Annotated in this window: 16 protein-coding genes and 1 riboswitch; of the genes, 13 read left to right on the forward strand and 3 right to left on the reverse strand. The window is 34.3% G+C overall.

The window, feature by feature from the left end; all coding sequences use genetic code 11:
* Positions 1 to 62: 62 nt before the first annotated feature.
* Positions 63 to 254, reverse strand: coding sequence for a DUF1657 domain-containing protein (locus BKP45_RS21670; RefSeq protein ID WP_084787951.1), 192 nt, complete (start codon positions 252 to 254; stop codon positions 63 to 65).
* Positions 255 to 636: 382 nt separating this feature from the next.
* Between BKP45_RS21670 and BKP45_RS13920 the strand changes: the two genes are divergently transcribed.
* The 4 genes from BKP45_RS13920 to glgP all read left to right on the forward strand — a co-directional run bounded on the left by BKP45_RS13920 (position 637) and on the right by glgP (position 5,815).
* Positions 637 to 1,128, forward strand: coding sequence for a DUF4352 domain-containing protein (locus tag BKP45_RS13920; protein WP_071390300.1), 492 nt, complete (start codon positions 637 to 639; stop codon positions 1,126 to 1,128).
* Between the two features lie 330 nt (positions 1,129 to 1,458).
* On the forward strand, positions 1,459 to 2,046 hold the full coding sequence (locus BKP45_RS13925) for a class I SAM-dependent methyltransferase (protein WP_071390301.1): 588 nt from the start codon (positions 1,459 to 1,461) through the stop codon (positions 2,044 to 2,046).
* A gap of 342 nt (positions 2,047 to 2,388) precedes the next feature.
* The gene (pckA, locus tag BKP45_RS13930; protein ID WP_071390302.1) at positions 2,389 to 3,960 is read left to right on the forward strand and encodes a phosphoenolpyruvate carboxykinase (ATP); all 1,572 of its coding nucleotides are present in this window, start codon (positions 2,389 to 2,391) and stop codon (positions 3,958 to 3,960) included.
* A gap of 241 nt (positions 3,961 to 4,201) precedes the next feature.
* Positions 4,202 to 5,815 (forward strand): alpha-glucan family phosphorylase, encoded by a 1,614-nt coding sequence (gene glgP / locus BKP45_RS13935; RefSeq protein WP_071390303.1) that lies wholly within the window; start codon positions 4,202 to 4,204, stop codon positions 5,813 to 5,815.
* A 313-nt stretch (positions 5,816 to 6,128) separates the two neighbouring features.
* Here glgP and yyaC read toward each other — a convergent pair whose 3' ends face one another.
* Entirely contained in the window at positions 6,129 to 6,740 is a 612-nt protein-coding gene (gene yyaC, locus BKP45_RS13940) for a spore protease YyaC (protein WP_245747494.1), read from the reverse strand.
* 222 nt (positions 6,741 to 6,962) lie between these two features.
* Between yyaC and BKP45_RS23045 the strand changes: the two genes are divergently transcribed.
* From BKP45_RS23045 to BKP45_RS13950, 3 genes are all read left to right on the forward strand, one after another.
* Positions 6,963 to 7,238 carry a hypothetical protein gene (locus BKP45_RS23045; protein ID WP_071390304.1) on the forward strand — a complete coding sequence of 92 codons (276 nt, stop codon included), beginning with the start codon at positions 6,963 to 6,965 and terminating at the stop codon, positions 7,236 to 7,238.
* Positions 7,199 to 7,288 carry a hypothetical protein gene (locus tag BKP45_RS23575; RefSeq protein WP_407639605.1) on the forward strand — a complete coding sequence of 30 codons (90 nt, stop codon included), beginning with the start codon at positions 7,199 to 7,201 and terminating at the stop codon, positions 7,286 to 7,288. The genes BKP45_RS23045 and BKP45_RS23575 overlap by 40 nt, the downstream gene beginning before the upstream one ends.
* A 295-nt stretch (positions 7,289 to 7,583) precedes the next feature.
* Entirely contained in the window at positions 7,584 to 8,450 is an 867-nt protein-coding gene (locus BKP45_RS13950; RefSeq protein WP_071390305.1) for a DUF6671 family protein, read from the forward strand.
* Positions 8,451 to 8,546: 96 nt separating this feature from the next.
* Here BKP45_RS13950 and BKP45_RS13955 read toward each other — a convergent pair whose 3' ends face one another.
* Positions 8,547 to 8,804 carry a hypothetical protein gene (locus tag BKP45_RS13955; protein WP_071390306.1) on the reverse strand — a complete coding sequence of 86 codons (258 nt, stop codon included), beginning with the start codon at positions 8,802 to 8,804 and terminating at the stop codon, positions 8,547 to 8,549.
* A 646-nt stretch (positions 8,805 to 9,450) separates the two neighbouring features.
* Here BKP45_RS13955 and BKP45_RS13960 point away from each other — a divergent pair.
* The 6 genes from BKP45_RS13960 (at position 9,451) to BKP45_RS13985 (ending at position 16,178) form a co-directional block, all read left to right on the forward strand.
* A complete protein-coding gene (locus BKP45_RS13960; RefSeq protein WP_071390307.1) occupies positions 9,451 to 10,614 on the forward strand; it encodes an iron-containing alcohol dehydrogenase in 1,164 nt (387 codons plus the stop codon).
* Between the two features lie 114 nt (positions 10,615 to 10,728).
* Positions 10,729 to 10,833, forward strand: a riboswitch (TPP riboswitch).
* Positions 10,834 to 10,974: 141 nt separating this feature from the next.
* A complete protein-coding gene (locus BKP45_RS13965) occupies positions 10,975 to 12,093 on the forward strand; it encodes a LuxE/PaaK family acyltransferase (protein WP_084787954.1) in 1,119 nt (372 codons plus the stop codon).
* A gap of 1 nt (position 12,094) precedes the next feature.
* On the forward strand, positions 12,095 to 13,585 hold the full coding sequence (locus BKP45_RS13970) for an acyl-CoA reductase (RefSeq protein ID WP_071390308.1): 1,491 nt from the start codon (positions 12,095 to 12,097) through the stop codon (positions 13,583 to 13,585).
* Between the two features lie 14 nt (positions 13,586 to 13,599).
* On the forward strand, positions 13,600 to 14,355 hold the full coding sequence (locus BKP45_RS13975; RefSeq protein WP_071390309.1) for an ABC transporter ATP-binding protein: 756 nt from the start codon (positions 13,600 to 13,602) through the stop codon (positions 14,353 to 14,355).
* Positions 14,356 to 14,364: 9 nt separating this feature from the next.
* Positions 14,365 to 15,132 carry an ABC transporter permease gene (locus BKP45_RS13980; protein ID WP_071390310.1) on the forward strand — a complete coding sequence of 256 codons (768 nt, stop codon included), beginning with the start codon at positions 14,365 to 14,367 and terminating at the stop codon, positions 15,130 to 15,132.
* Positions 15,129 to 16,178: an ABC transporter substrate-binding protein gene (locus tag BKP45_RS13985; protein ID WP_071390311.1), complete on the forward strand. Its 1,050-nt coding sequence runs from the start codon at positions 15,129 to 15,131 to the stop codon at positions 16,176 to 16,178. Before BKP45_RS13980 ends, BKP45_RS13985 begins: the two co-directional genes overlap by 4 nt.
* Positions 16,179 to 16,186: the final 8 nt, after the last annotated feature.

A 16,186-nucleotide genomic window follows, 5' to 3' on the forward strand; every position in this document is an offset into this window, starting at 1 on the left:
GATTTAGTATACATCGTACTTCCTTTTGTTTTGCTATTAAGAAAAAGGAAAGTAAGAATTAATTATTGGTTTTTATTAAATTGTGGTTCTTCTTTAATGACTTGGTCATAGCGTGTTTGTAGTTGTTGAACAATATTTTTTTGTTGTTGAGATAGGCTTTCATACAACTGTTTTGCTTGTTGGTTTTGAGTTTCAAGGCTAAACTGAGTTAAGCTAGCCTCCACACTTTGAGCAGAAGATAACGCTTGTTGAATTTGAGTTTGTACAGTAAATTAGAAAACCCCCATGAAAATTTAGTGGTAAGTATGATACAAAAATAAGATTCGTAAAACTCAATCATAATAAACATGGTAATAAATACTTTTAAAAGGTTACTTATTTTGCAAAATTCTCTTACTGAGTGAATTTTATAATTGCCTAAATGAAGCTACATAAAACAAATGTTGTTGGAAATGCTCTTCGTCCATTAATATTTAGTATCATAGTAGCGAAAATACACAATTATGAAATTGAAATTCATTAACTTTATCCCACTCTTAAGGGGCAAGTAAGACCCCCACTGATTGAAGTTCAGCTTTATATTTTTCGTATTTTTTCATGGAATAGGGGAAATTAACATAAAGGGGGTTTGTTAAAATGAACAAAAAAATTATTCTTGTATTATCAGTTTTATTCAGTTATATGGTTTTCAGTTTTAGTTTATTTCCTAACGATGCTTTTGCAACTATGACTTCAGAAACTACTGAAGAAGAAAGTAGTTCTCGTATTCATAAAATTGGAGAAACCGCTAATGTTGGTGGATTAGATGTTACTGTTCAATCACTAACAGTAACAGAGGACCATGGTGATGGGCGTAGGCTAATACTCAACGTATCTATTTTTAATCATTCGGAAGAGGAAATTGATGTTCTAGGTAACAACATGAAATTATTAAATCATCAAGGAAAGAATCAGTGTAGAATTATTGCTAATGAAAAAAGGGCAGTACCAACAATTACCATTAATCCAGCTGAGGTTCACGATGAGCAAATCATTTTTGAAATTGAGGATTTAGGCATCTACAATTTTACATTTAGAAACCCATTTTATACGGGTGAGGCGTATTGGTCTATTGACCTTTCAGAATAAAAAACGAAATTAGACTACATTCACATATATTTTCGAATATGTAAATGTAGTTTTTCTTACATAATCAAAATTTATAAATTTCTAATTTGGAAACTGTCTAGCTTCAGCGCGTACGAGCTCGGTCACTTCAGGCCTTTTTCGGAAGCCAAAGAGCGGCTTCTGTCAAAGGCCGCCCCAGTGAAGCTACTACTCGAATTACTTCGAAGCTGCTTTGCGACGAGCAAACGGAGTGGCACAGGAGCAGCTGCTCGAGACCAAGGCGCTTGCTCTTTACTTAATACTTAATATTCTGATTATTGTTCTCGCACAACTAAAAATGGAGGTTATACATTGGATTTGCGAACTAAATGGAATGATAAATATAAAGACCGTATTAAAAAGTTTATAGATAATAAAAATAAACCGAATGAAAGGTTAGAAAACTTATCCACATATTTTACAGGTGGGAAAGGCCTAGATCTTGCCTGTGGCCTTGGAGCAAACAGTCTCTTTCTGGCTCAATTAGGCTATAACATACAAGCATTGGATATTTCGGAGGTAGCTACACAATATGTTAGAGACCAGGCGAGGGAAAAGCAACTTGATATAGTTGCTACTGCAATTGATCTAACTAATTTAAGTAATCTGAATTTTAAAAAGAATTTATTTGATCTAGTAATCATTACTTATTACCTTGATCGCGACATTTTTCCATATGTTAAATCAATCATTAAAGATAATGGATACTTTTTTATGGAAACATTTTATTTATCAGAAGAAACAAAGAAAGTTGGAATATCAAATAAATACAAGCTACATTCTAATGAGTTACTATCTACCTTTACTGATTGGCAAGTTCTTTATTATGAGGAAAATGAAAAAGAGGGACGACAAACAATACTAGTAAAAAACAAGTCTATTTCAAATGCCCTGGAATAAATCTATGTTATTTGATTATAAGATTTTAGCTTAAGTATGAAATGAGTGAAACTCTAATTCTATTTCTTTCTTTTTTAAGAAAAAGAATTAGTTTCTCATAATTTTATTATGTAAACTACATTTTTTAATAATTAAAAAAACTAGAATGATTATTTATCATTAGTAATTTTAAACATTCACTGAATGTACATTTACTAGCAATAATAATTTTGTATAAATTGTGAAACGGTTCACAAATACAAGTAGGTGCAGCATATTATTTAAATGTAAAGTATTCTAGATTTAGCAAAATTAAAAGAGTAGTACATGTGGTTATAATTTTATAAAAAGAGGTGGATGTTTATGGGTAAAAACAGTAACATCTCATTAGAAAAACTTTTAACAAATACTGAGGTCTATCGCAATTTATCTGTACCCCAGCTTGTAGAAGTCGCGATAAAAAGAGGAGAAGGAAAGCTTACTAACACTGGAGCTTTACGAGTATCTACAGGAAAGTATACAGGACGTTCTCCTAAAGACAAATACATTGTAAAAGAACCTACTACAGAACAAAAAATTGCGTGGGGAGCTGTCAATCAGTCAATAGAAGAAGAAAAATTTGAAGCTCTTTTTGCAGATGTTCTGCAATATTTAAATGAAAAACAACTATTCGTGTTTGACGGCTTTGCAGGTGCTGACGACTTGTATTGTTTACCGATTACTGTTGTAAATGAGTATGCATGGCATAATTTATTTGCTCATCAGTTATTTATACGCCCAGCTGACGAGGAATTAAAACATCATAAAGCTCAATTTACAGTCGTATATGCACCAGGTTTCCAAGCCAAACCAGAGAAACACGGCACAAAAACAGAAACTTTTATTATTGTAAATTACAAAAAGAAAATGGTCTTAATTGGCGGTACTGAGTATGCAGGTGAAATGAAAAAGTCAATTTTTAGTGTAATGAATACGATCTTACCAGATAATGACGTTCTACCAATGCACTGTTCAGCAAATATTGGAGAAAATAATGATGTAGCACTATTCTTTGGTCTTTCTGGGACGGGAAAAACAACATTATCCGCCGACCCAAATCGTTATCTAATTGGAGATGATGAACACGGCTGGTGTGATGCTGGAATATTTAACTTTGAAGGTGGCTGTTATGCTAAGGCAATCCATCTTTCTATGGAAACTGAGCCAGAAATATATAAAAGTGTTCGTTTTGGCGCCATTCTTGAAAACGCTATTATTAATGACAAAACAAGAGTGCCAGATTATGATGATAATAGTTTAACTGAAAATACTCGTGTTGCATACCCAATTAACCATATTGATAATGTAATTATTCCAGGTTTAGCTGGACACCCGAACGTTATTATATTCTTAACTGCAGATGCATTTGGAGTATTACCACCAATTTCTAAGCTTACAAAAGAACAAGCTATGTACCATTTCCTTTCTGGATACACTAGCAAACTTGCTGGGACAGAAAGAGGAGTAACAAAACCTCAAGCGACATTCTCTACATGTTTTGGCGCACCTTTCCTACCACTATATCCAAGCGTTTATGCAAAACTACTAGGTGAAAATATTGATAAATATAATACAACTGTTTACCTTGTTAATACCGGCTGGACTGGTGGTCCTTACGGAGTAGGGAAACGGATGAAATTAAGTTTTACACGAGCTATGATTACAGCAGCTTTAAAAGGAGAATTAGATAAATTTGCATTTAATCCTGACCCGATATTTGGTCTACTAATACCGGAGTTTTGCCCTGGTGTTCCAAGAGATGTTTTAAATCCTCGAAACACGTGGCCAAATAAAGAGGACTATGATAAACAAGCTAAAGATTTAGCTGATCGTTTTAATAAGAACTTTGAGAAACTAGAAAGTAATGATCCAACTATTAAATCCATGAAGTTTTAAAAAGGATTTTAAATTCATAAATTATTAAATAAATAGAAGAAAAAGCATCTTCATCATAAACGTGAAGGTGCTTTTTACTTTTTCACCTTAATTGTATATTTATTTGGTTCATAATGATTTGATTACTATTATTTTTTATAAATAATGTGAGTAAATTCAAGCTTTTGTCATATTTAATCACAATTATATAGTATAAAAACCACATTTGACCATATGATTTAATACTTAAGGGGGGAAGATGATGGATAACAAATCATATCCTAAAGTTGCATATTTTTGTATGGAGTATGGATTAGATTCAAAAATGAAAATGTATGCAGGTGGCCTTGGAATTCTTGCTGGTGACTATTTAAAGGGGGCGAAGGATTACAATTATCCGATCATAGGGATCGGGATAAAATGGAAACAAGGTTATTCTGATCAAAAAATTGATGAAAACGGTCAACCATATGATGCTTATTCGAACCATCAATATGAGTATTTAGAAGATACTGGGATAAGTGTAACGGTAAAAATTAGACAAAGAGATGTTATATGTAAGGTGTGGAAAGTTGACAAGTTTCAAAATGCCCCTTTATATCTTTTAGACACCGATTTACCTGGAAATGAAGATAGTTGGATTACTGGTCAGTTATACGGTTGGTTTGGAGAGGAACGAATTGCTCAAGAAATGGTACTTGGCATAGGCGGGGTTCGAGTTTTAAGAGCACTAGGATATGATATAGATGTGTATCACTTTAACGAAGGTCACGCACTTTTTGCTGGCTTTGAATTAATTAAAGAAAAGATCGATCAAGGTATGGGTTTTGAGGATGCAGTCTTAAAGTCGAGAGAGGAGATTGTTTTTACAACACATACTCCAGTGATTCAAGGAAACGAATCACATTACTTAGATCGTTTAATGTATATGGGTGCAAATAATGGATTAACAATTGAACAATTAGTTTGGATTGGTGGTTCACCATTTAATATGACAGTTGGAGCCTTGAGGCTTGCACGTCATTCAAATGCTGTTGCAAAACTTCACAGTAAAACAGCAAATAAAATGTGGGCATGCGTAAAAGATCGGTCAGAAATAACTGGAATTACTAATTGTATTCATAAACCTACATGGGTAGATGAAAAAATGATTGATGCTGCTGTAAACGATGGAGATTTATGGGGCAACCATATGAGGAACAAAAGAAATTTAATTCAATTTGTTAAAGATAAAAATGGTGTAGTACTTAATGAAAACAATATGATTATTGGATTCTCTAGACGTGCAGCCCCTTATAAACGAAGTAATTTTATTTTTACAGATGAAACTATAATTGGACCATTGTTAAATAGCGGTAAAATTCAAATTATCTTTTCAGGAAAAGCGCACCCTTTAGATGACACGGGTAAAGAAATCGTTGCTAATCTAGTTGCAATGACAAAAAAATATCCAAACTCTGTCGTATTCCTAGAAAACTATGATATGGAAATTGGTAAAATGTTAACAAGAGGATCTGATGTATGGTTAAACAATCCAAGAAGACCAAAAGAGGCAAGCGGAACATCGGGGATGAAAGCAGCAATGAATGGTGTTCTAAACTTTAGTATCCTTGACGGTTGGTGGCCTGAAGCTTGTGTACATGGGAAAAATGGTTGGCAGTTTGGAGATGGGTTCCAGTGTGAAAATGAGAAGAAACAAGATGAACGTGATTTAAGGGAACTCTATAAAGTTTTGTTAAAAGAAGTTATTCCAACGTATTACGAGGACCGTGCTAAATGGATTAAAATGATGAAAAATAGTATTCTAAGCACAAAGGATCAGTTTGATGTGAAACGAATGCTTGAAGAATATTATCAAAAGTTATATAAAAAGTAGGCTTGATTTCTCAAATGATTTGTTCTTAAGGGTCATAGACCCCACCTCTAAGCAAAGCGTAGGTGGGAACTTCCATTCAGGTGGAGTCTCAACTCCACCTGAATTTTCGATGTTCTAGCGAAGCTAGAACGAGTTCTCTAAGTTTTAAGTTGATACACTTCATATGATTTGGTAAATAAATTTAGGGGCGATCCGGTATAATTAGATTCGCCCCTTTTCCATACAATAGATTATTATTGGCTATCTAAGCGCTTTTATATGCATTTGGCTTTCGTTTCAAAGGTATAGTTTAAGACAACTTCTCCCGATAAAACTAAAGTAAAATGGGCTGATCAGATGGATAGTTAAAATATTGCCTCACAGTCAAGGATATACCTCTTGAAATCTGTAATGCCATAGTATAGATGAGATTTAAATTCGTGTAGAAAAGGGAATTTTCTACACTAGGGTCATTTTCTAAAACTACTCCCATAACACTACAGTCACCTATAGGAGGAAGATCATGCCCAAGGCCAGCTCCAGGTAGCACAGAACCATTTCGAACAACTATAGAATTAACAATCTTTGGATTCCCTAATACACTATCAATTGCAATAATGAAACTATTGTTTGGAAGATTAAGGCGTGAAATCTCAGGAACGTTTGTTGCATCTATTGGTGTTTGAAGACTTCCTAGGACGGTTAAATGGCCAGGATATAAATTCTTTAATAACGTTCCAACAAAAGGGCCTAAACTATCTCCATTGATAAGATTCGAGCCAATTCCTATTACATAAATATGTTCTATCCCCTCAGGTAAAAGTGTAAATAAGCTGTTACGTATATATAAAGGTGCCAATTTGTTGTTATATGGAATAACTTTATCGTACATGTTTAGTTTCGTATTTTTATTTAAATTGTTGCTCACCTCTAATCGTTTTTCCATGTTCGTCCTCCGTAGCTTCTTTTTGCCCTTCATAAATTTTTCTGATTTATCTTAACTATAATTAGTTTCTTCGCATTTATAAAAAATCCTTTAAAGTAAAACAAAAGATTATTATGTCAGTCTATTTCCACATATAGATCATTAATTATTTCCATAATGATTAAAGTTTAACCTTTATTTGGATTTAAATGAAGAGACCATTAAAGGGCTAATCATGTCAATATGCATGAGGATTTTCCGGGTATCCCTGAGGAAGACCCAGAAAAAGTTATCTATGAAGAAGATATATTTATGGGTTATCGATATTTTTCAACCCTTGATGTTGAGCCAACCTATGAATTTGGTTATGGATTATCTTACACAACGTTTCATTTTCCTAAAGTTAAAGTGAAAAAAATTAAAGATAAAGTAAGGTTTCTGTTACAGTTGAAAATAGTGGAGATATGTCTAGTAGAGAAGTGGTACAAGTTTACCTCTCCGCTCCTGACAATAAATTAGAAAAGCCAGCAATAGAATTGAAAGCCTTCGTTAAAACAAAACAAAATTAGCATTGTTTGTTTAGAGTACCAATTGGTTGCTCTCTTTTTTTATCCCACTCTTAAGGGGCAAGTAAGACCCCCACCTCAAAACTTAAGGAAATCGAGAAGTTTAGGTGGGGGATGAAGGAAAACCCCCACTGATTGAAGTTCAGCTTTATAATCCCCTCAATATTAAAAGCATTGGAAAATGATACTACTTAGAACAAAGATCACGTTTAGGAGTTAAACGTGAGACGCATAAAGATGATATACTATAAATAAAAAATTGATCCATTATAGTATAAAAGGAGAATAATTAAAGACTATGGATACAACGGTTAAGGATTTATTTCTAAATCGACAAGCTGTAATTGCAACGATGCATAAAAAAGAACAAGTAATTGCCCCTATTTTAGAGAAAGAATTAGGTATTTGTGTTACAGTACCTAAAAATTTTAATACAGATCTATTTGGTACATTTACAAACGAAGTCGAAAGAGCCGGAGACCAGCTCCAAGCTGCACGAAAAAAAGTTGAAAAAGCTATGAAACAAAGTAATGTCGGTATAGGAATTTCAAGTGAAGGCTCATTTGGACCACATCCATTCATACCTTATTTACCTTATAATAGGGAGCTCGTATTATTGGTAGATCAAGAACAGGAACTGGAAATTGTGGGACATATTGCAAATAGCAACACAAATTACGCTCAAAAAGTCATAAAAACTGTTGAGGAAGCCTATGAGTTTGCCTTATCAATTGGCTTTCCCACACATGGTGTTATTGTAAAAACCAATTCATCTACGACAAAAATGGACGAAATGGTTAAAGGGATAACCGATGTGAATCATCTACATCATGTGTTACACAACTTATTTTCAAAATCTGCAGATTCATTATATATTGAAACGGATATGAGGGCTCTATACAATCCTACTCGTATGAAAAATATTGAACTAGCAACAATCGACCTTGTGTCAAAAATACGTTCATTATGTCCGAATTGTTCATCTCCTGGTTTTGAAGTAACTGAATCTAAAAAAGGTTTAGAGTGTGAATATTGTGGTTGTCCAACAGAGTTAGTTCGTTCTCACATTTTTGAATGTAAAAAGTGTAATCATCAAGAAGAAGAACTTTATCCTAAAGGAAAAGAATATGCAGACCCTTCACAATGCCCACTTTGTAATCCATGATTAAACGAAAGAATCCAAAGAAAAAAGAGCATAGGCTCTATTTTTCTTTGGATTCTTAGATTTGGTTCGTATCTATTAATTCTGTTGACTGATACCCTATTCTTCCATCATCATGCATTGTTTATGTTCATTGAAATTCTGACTTGGTGCAGCTCCGACAGTACCATGGTGGTTTACATACATTTCTTTTACTTCATGTACTGTCATATTCTCATGTTTCGATAATTTCTGGCCAAAGTTAAATGTACCATATGCATTTCCGTTTTGAGTTTCTTCTTCCATCGCTAGTGTGTTACCTGCCCCTAAAACTAGTAATCCTATTGATAGTGCAGTTACGACGATTGTTTTTTTCATTAACACCATCTCCTTTTATTTTCTAATGTAAGATTAAAATGAAATATTGAAGAAATGATGTAGATTTTTTGATAAAAAAAGTAATTTCATAGCTAAATGAATAGAATTATTTTAATTATGGTCTTTTTACCCAGAGCAATATGATCATCCCGTTCTATAGAACTTCGTTATTAGATGAGACAGAATCAGGAGAAAATGAGTGGTTAATAGTAAGTAAATTAATGAATTTCATAATTGTTTATTTTCGCTACCCTGATCCTAAATGTGTTGGAAAAAGACCGTTTCCAACAACATTTAGACTTATGTATCTCAATTTAGGTAATTATGAAATTCACTCAAATAATTACAAATTTTTATTTATCCCACACTTAAGGGGCAAGTAAGACCCCCACCTCAAAACTTAAGAAAATCGAGAAGTTTAGGTGGGGGATAAACTGCCCCTAAAGGTCCGATATAGAATAACTTTCATCAGTGATAGCTGATGATTAGTTATTCTTATGCCTGTGGTATAAGTTGAACTAACAATCAGTGGGGGATGAAGGAACCCCCCCACTGATTGAAGTTCAGCTTTATTAATTCATTTTGTGCAAGCGCTTGCTTTTGTAGGTTTTTAAGATTACTATAATAGTAGAGGAGGGGATATTAAATGAGAGATTTTGAGTTTCAAAATGGGACGAAGATATTATTTGGAAAAGATCAGGAACAATATGTAGGAAGAGAATCTACTAGATATGGAAAAAAACTTCTCTTACATTATGGTGGAGGAAGTATTAAGAGCAGTGGTTTATATGATAGAGTTGTTTCTTCATTACGTGAAGAAGATATTGAAATTTTTGAATTAGCTGGAGTAAAGCCTAATCCTAGGGTTAGCCTTGTTAGAGAAGGGGTCATAATTTGTAAAGAAAATAATATTGATTTAATTCTTGCGGTTGGTGGGGGAAGTGTGATTGATTCAGCTAAGGCTATTGCTGCAGGAGCGAAATACGAAGGTGATGTTTGGGATTTCTATACTGGAAAAAATAGTGTGTCAGACTGTTTACCGATTGGTGTTGTTCTTACTATACCTGCTGCAGGTAGTGAAACGAGTGCTGGTACTGTTATTACAAATGAAGATGGGTTTTACAAACGAGCAATGGGGCATAACAACTTGCGCCCGAAGTTTTCAATTTTAAATCCAGTGCTTACATATACATTACCTTCATTTCAAACAGCATGCGGTATTACAGATATGATGGCACATATTTTGGAGAGATATTTTACAAATGAAAGAAACGTGGAGTTAACAGATCGACTATGTGAAGCTACCTTAAAAACGATTATTAATAATGCTCATACAGTTTTAGAAAATCCAACAAGTTATGATGCAAGAGCAGAGATTATGTGGTCCGGAACAATTGCACATAATGATTTGTTAAGCACTGGAAGAGTAGGTGATTGGGCTAGCCATGACATTGAGCATGAGATTAGCGGAATTTATGATATCGCTCATGGTGCAGGACTTGCGATTGTTTTCCCAGCATGGATGAAGTATGTTTACAAACATGACATCAATCGATTTGTTCAATACGCTCATCGTGTTTGGAATGTTGAAATTGATCCTTTTGATTTAGAAAAAACAGCATTAGCAGGTATTAAGAAAACTGAAGAATTCTTCCGTTCAATTGGTATGCCGATATCGTTAACGGAAGTAAATATTTTTGATGAACATATTGATGAAATGGCCAAAAAAGGAACTGAAAGAGGCCCCCTCGGTAATTTTGTGAAATTATATGAGGAAGATGTTCGTCAAATTTTACAATTAGCCAAATAAAGTAATAGAAAAACCTCGTAACTATATGAGGCTTTGGTTTATAAATACAAAAATCGTTTTAGTTGACATACTGAACGTTTATGGTAAATTTAATATAATTAATAACATACAGCATTGAACCACTAGGGGTGTCTATTTGACTGAGATTAAAGCCTAGCTTTAAGACCCTTTGAACCTGAACTATCTCATTATAGCGGAGGGAAGTGGAACATCATGATTAGAGCTATTTATATGAGAGTTTCTATATAAAATTAGTTAATAACGAATGATGATCACTTTCTAAGTAGAAGGTGATCTTTTTGTTTTTTACATAAGGTTTTCAAAATAGTTTGTTATAATTTTTTTCTGAGGAGGTCTACTTTGTTACATACATATATGCAACTACAACAGGAATTGAAGGCATTTATCAGCCAACCTTCATCAACTGACGAACAATTTAATACAATGGCGTTAAAATTGTTTCAGTTTCAATATGAATACAATCAGCCTTACCGAAAATTTTGTAGGAAACGTCGCGTTTTACCTAGGTCAATTAAACACTTTACAGAAATACCACCGGTTCCAATTGATGCATTTAAATTGACGACGTTATCTTCATTTCCGATAGAAGAGACTAGCGCTGTTTTTATGACGAGTGGAACAACGAACCAAGACAGAAGAGGGAAAAACTATCACCTTGATTTAGAACTTTATGATTTATCGATGAAAACCCATTTTAAGTCTTTTATGATGCCTGAATTAGATAATATGAAAATGTTTATTCTCTTCCCAACACAAGATGAGATGCCAAACTCTTCGTTAGCTCATTATTTACATATTGCAAAAGAGACATTTGGTACCAGTGACAGTAAATATGCATTTACTAATGAAGGTTTTCAAATAAAAACATTAATTGACGATCTTCAATTAGCCGAAGAAAAAGGGGAGCCAATTATGCTAATTGGTGCAACATTTTCATTTATTCATTTGTTAGATGAATGTAAAAAGAACAACATTCAATTTAAATTGCCGCCAAATAGTAGGATTATGGATACAGGTGGTGCAAAGGGACGTTCACGTGAAATTGAACTAACTGAGTTTAAAGAAAAGATTAGTGAACTGTGTGAAGTCCCTTTAGAAATGTGTGTCAACATGTATGGGATGACGGAATTAAGCTCACAAATTTATGACCGAAATCTTTTTGATTATTTTCATCAAAACGAAATTCATACGACTAAGGTATCACCTCATTGGGTTAAAACCGTTATCATGGATATAGAAGAAATGAGAGAACAACCGTTAGGAGAAAAGGGACTTATTGTTCATTATGACCTTGCTAATATTAATTCGGTTTCAAGTATTCTTACTGAAGATATTGGTGTTCAAGGTGACGGTGGATTTTATTTATTAGGTAGAGCAAAAGGTGCGGAGGCAAAAGGTTGCTCATTAGCTGTTGAACAATTTATGGCTTCATCACAAAATGCTAAAGGGGCATTGTAAAATGACAACACCCTTTCCATGTTATTTCGTTCCGGAACAAAGTAAACGATTGTTTGGAAATGTTTCACTAAAAACATTAACGTTTGAAAATCATGGACAAAAAGCTGAATTACTAGTTCCTAACCTTAACCCAGAGCTTATCGAACAGGTTATTAAGTTAATTAAAAAACAACAATTAGAATATATGCAAAATTTAAGGACAAATGAAATTATCGACATCATGGATGAAGCCATTCAAAAATGGCTAGACCCAAAATACGAACGGAGGCAATATGCTGAGCACTTATTGCCAATTATTACTGGATATGATCATGAAATGATTCGGTTGTTTCTAAGTCGTTACTTGAGACAATTTCGTAAACCGAAATTACAAAGAATGATTGATGAGGACTTTCCTAATCCGCTAATATTAGACGAATTTCGTCCGCGAAAATCTGGCGGATTATACAGGGCATATGGACCAAATGTTATTACCCATATTTTTTCAGGAAATGTACCGGCTTTACCACTTTGGAGTTTAACAGCAGGTTTATTGCTTAAATCTGCAACTTTAGGAAAAGTATCCTCTTCAGAACCGTTATTTCCTGTACTATTTGCTGAGACGTTAAGAGAAATTGATGCAGAGCTTGCTGAAAGTATAGCCATATTATCTTGGAAGGGCGGCAATAGTGAATTAGAGGATGTAAGCTTTTCTCATTCAAATGCAGTCATCGCATATGGAGGCGATAAAGCCATTAATAACATCAAACAAAAGGTTCCTTCTCACGTAAGCTTTCATGCTCATAGTCATAAAATTAGTTTTGGAGTTGTAACCAAAGAATGTTTAGCAACAACGAAAGCATGGCAAACCGCCAAATTAGCGGCTTATGATGTTTCTTGGTTTGATCAACAAGGCTGCTTATCACCTCATGTGTTTTTTGTTGAGCGTGGTGGCAAATACTCACCTCGTGAACTTGCTCAAATGCTAGCAAATGAAATGGAAAACTTTCAAACGACACATCCACGAGCATCATTAACAAAAGAAGAACAACATGCAATTTTAAAGCATCGCTTAAACGTTGAATTTGAAAGTTTTACTAATAATAAAGTAGAGTTAATCAAATGTGAGAACAGTACTGCTTGGACCGTCGTTTATCGTGATATGGGTGAAAACAAATCTATAGGGGATACTCTTTTTCCTTTTTCTCCACTTAATCGTTTTGTTACGATTATTCCTATTGAAAACGTATTTGAGATAAAAGAGTATAGTAAAAATATTGAAGGTCATATTCAAACGGTAGGGGTTGGTTGTTCTCCAAAACAGTTTTCATCAATCATTTCACTATTAGGGCAATGCGGTGTTAACCGCATTTGTGCGTTAGGTTCTATGCCTCATCCACAGCCAGGGTGGCACCATGACGGTAGATTCCATTTAGCAGATTTGGTTCGTTTTTGTGATGTAGAATCTTCACTTGAAGATCAAATGGATCAATTTGACCCTAATAGAGAGTGAGAGGTGGGACAAAGATGACAGCGATTATCGATTGCCAAGATGTTGATTTGAAATTTGATGGAGAACATAAACCGATCCTTAAGAATATTAATCTACAAATAAATCAAGGTGAATTTGTTAGTATCATCGGAAAAAGTGGTAGTGGAAAAACGAGTTTATTACAAATGATTGGTGGGTTACTTGCACCTTCAAAAGGTGAAATCTTAGTAAATGGACAAATTATCAAAAGTCCAATTGACGAAATGACGTATGTGTTCCAAAAGCCAGTACTACTAGAATGGCGGAATGTATTAGAGAATGTATTATTACCTATAGAATTAAAACGTCGTCCAAATCAAGTTGATAGAAAAAAAGCAAAAGACTTGATTGAAACAGTTGGTTTAGGCGGTCACGAAAAAAAATACCCCCATGAACTTTCAGGCGGAATGATCTCGAGAGTTACATTAGCAAGAGCTCTATTAACCGAACCGGAAATTTTATTAATGGACGAGCCGTTTTCAGCACTAGATGCTATGACAAAGGAGCAGATGCAGTTAGAGTTAGTGGAACTGTCTGTTCAATTTTCAACAACAGTTATTTTTATTACACACGATTTATCTGAAGCTGTTTATTTAGCAGATCGTGTCGTGTTATTAGGTGGAGATCCTGCCCAGGTCATTCGTGAATTTTCAGTTCCTTTTCAACGACCGCGACTGAAAGACTGGAAGTTTGAACCTTCGTTTACAAAGATCGTGAAAGAAATTTATGATGAGATCGAAGGGTTAAAGTGAGGATAAAGCATGAATAAAAATAAATTTCTTTCATTTTTACTATTCATTACGTTCATAAGTATTTGGGAACTAGTTGTCCATGTAAGAGAAATTTCAAAGATTATTTTACCTGCTCCTTCTGATATTGTCATTAATCTCATAAATAATTTTCAAAGTGGGTACTTCTACCCTCATATATACGCAACAACGGTTGAAGTACTTGGTGGTTTTTTTCTAGGATCCTTTCTTGGAATCAGCTTAGGTTTTCTTGTATCCCAGTCGAAAACAGCTCAAGAAATTTTACAACCATACATCATTGCTTCCCAAGCAATGCCAAAGCTTGCCTTAGCACCGCTGCTTGTCCTTTGGTTTGGATTTGGGTACACACCTAAAATTATCATTGTTGCACTTGTTTGTTTTTTTCCATTATTTGAAAGTACGGTAACAGGCTTAACATACGTGAGTCGAGAAAAATTACAATTATTTCATTCGTTACAAGCAACCTCTTTTCAAACGTTAATAAAGCTTCGTTTACCAACAGCTATACCATATATTTTTTCCGGTTTACGTGTAGCCATTGTCCTTAGTGTTGTTGGTGCAGTCGTAAGCGAGTTTATAGGTGCGAGCAAAGGATTAGGGGCCTTAATTATCGCTTCACAAGGGATGTTAAATACAACATTAACGTTTTCTGTTTTTATTTTATTAACCATGAAAGGCATGTTATTGTATCAATCGATTTATTGGATTGAAAAACTATTTTTAAAAAAATATATTTATTCTAGGGGGAAAACAAAATGAAACGATTTGTAAAGAAAATGAGTGTAGCATTTTTATTTAGTGCACTAACATTTACTATCGCTGCTTGTGGTGCAGCTAATGAGGATGTTCAAGAAGAACAACAAGGAGACAATCAAGTAGTTGAAGAACAAACCGTTGAAAAAATAAGAATGGCTTCTTGGAGTAACCCAATTGCCGAACAAAGCAATCTGTATGTCGCTGAGGAAAAAGGATGGTTTGAAGAAGCGGGTCTTGAGTTCGAATACATCCCAGGCCAAGGTGGTGGAGATGCGGTTCGAAATATCATTGCAGGGAATGCTGATATTGCTTTTGCTAATGTAGAGGCTGTTCTATTAGCGCTTGAAAAAGGAGAGAAATTACGTGTCATCTATAATATTTACCCTGAAAATGTCTTTAACCTAGTATCTCTAAAAGAAAACAACATTACTTCAATAGAAGATTTACGTGGGAAAAATGTTGGCGTGTATAGCCGTGCAAGTGGGACGTATGATAACCTGCTTGTTTTACTTCACAAAGCAGGAATGACCGAAGATGATATTACGATCGTAGATGCTGGTGTTTTAAATTTTGGTCCTTTAATGAACAATCAAGTAGCAGCTACAGCCGCAACAGATACTGGACTTTTTAGTGCGCAGCTAGAAGGGTTAGGAGAGGTAGATGTTATAGAAGTTAAAGATGTTTTAAACACACCGGCTGACGTTTTTGTTGTAACGGAAAAAGTGTTCAATGAAAAACAAGATATGTTGCTCCGTTTCTTACAAGTGTATCGTGATAGTGTTGCCTATACGATGGAAAACCCTGAAGAAGCAGCTGAAATTGCTGTTTCACATGCGATCGATGGGCAAAACGTAGAGAGAAACCTTGGAATTATTCATATCCGTAACCAAACTTCGATAAATGAAGAAATGAAAGAAAAAGGGTTAGGTTGGTTGGATCTTGATATATTAAAAGAAGTAGAAGAAACGTATTATAACTTAGGGTTACTAAATGAAAGAGTTTATATTGAAACGATTACGACAAATGAACTGGTGGAACAGTTAAACTAGGTGATAAA

The organism is Anaerobacillus alkalidiazotrophicus (assembly GCF_001866055.1).

Coding starts and splice junctions, on each gene's coding strand:
- BKP45_RS13920 (WP_071390300.1), top strand. CDS start 637: ATGAACAAAAAAATTATTCTTGTATTATCAGTTTTATTCAGTTATATG.
- pckA (WP_071390302.1), top strand. CDS start 2,389: ATGGGTAAAAACAGTAACATCTCATTAGAAAAACTTTTAACAAATACT.
- glgP (WP_071390303.1), top strand. CDS start 4,202: ATGGATAACAAATCATATCCTAAAGTTGCATATTTTTGTATGGAGTAT.
- yyaC (WP_245747494.1), bottom strand. CDS start 6,740: ATGGAAAAACGATTAGAGGTGAGCAACAATTTAAATAAAAATACGAAA.
- BKP45_RS23045 (WP_071390304.1), top strand. CDS start 6,963: ATGCATGAGGATTTTCCGGGTATCCCTGAGGAAGACCCAGAAAAAGTT.
- BKP45_RS13950 (WP_071390305.1), top strand. CDS start 7,584: ATGGATACAACGGTTAAGGATTTATTTCTAAATCGACAAGCTGTAATT.
- BKP45_RS13955 (WP_071390306.1), bottom strand. CDS start 8,804: ATGAAAAAAACAATCGTCGTAACTGCACTATCAATAGGATTACTAGTT.
- BKP45_RS13960 (WP_071390307.1), top strand. CDS start 9,451: ATGAGAGATTTTGAGTTTCAAAATGGGACGAAGATATTATTTGGAAAA.
- BKP45_RS13970 (WP_071390308.1), top strand. CDS start 12,095: ATGACAACACCCTTTCCATGTTATTTCGTTCCGGAACAAAGTAAACGA.
- BKP45_RS13975 (WP_071390309.1), top strand. CDS start 13,600: ATGACAGCGATTATCGATTGCCAAGATGTTGATTTGAAATTTGATGGA.
- BKP45_RS13980 (WP_071390310.1), top strand. CDS start 14,365: ATGAATAAAAATAAATTTCTTTCATTTTTACTATTCATTACGTTCATA.
- BKP45_RS13985 (WP_071390311.1), top strand. CDS start 15,129: ATGAAACGATTTGTAAAGAAAATGAGTGTAGCATTTTTATTTAGTGCA.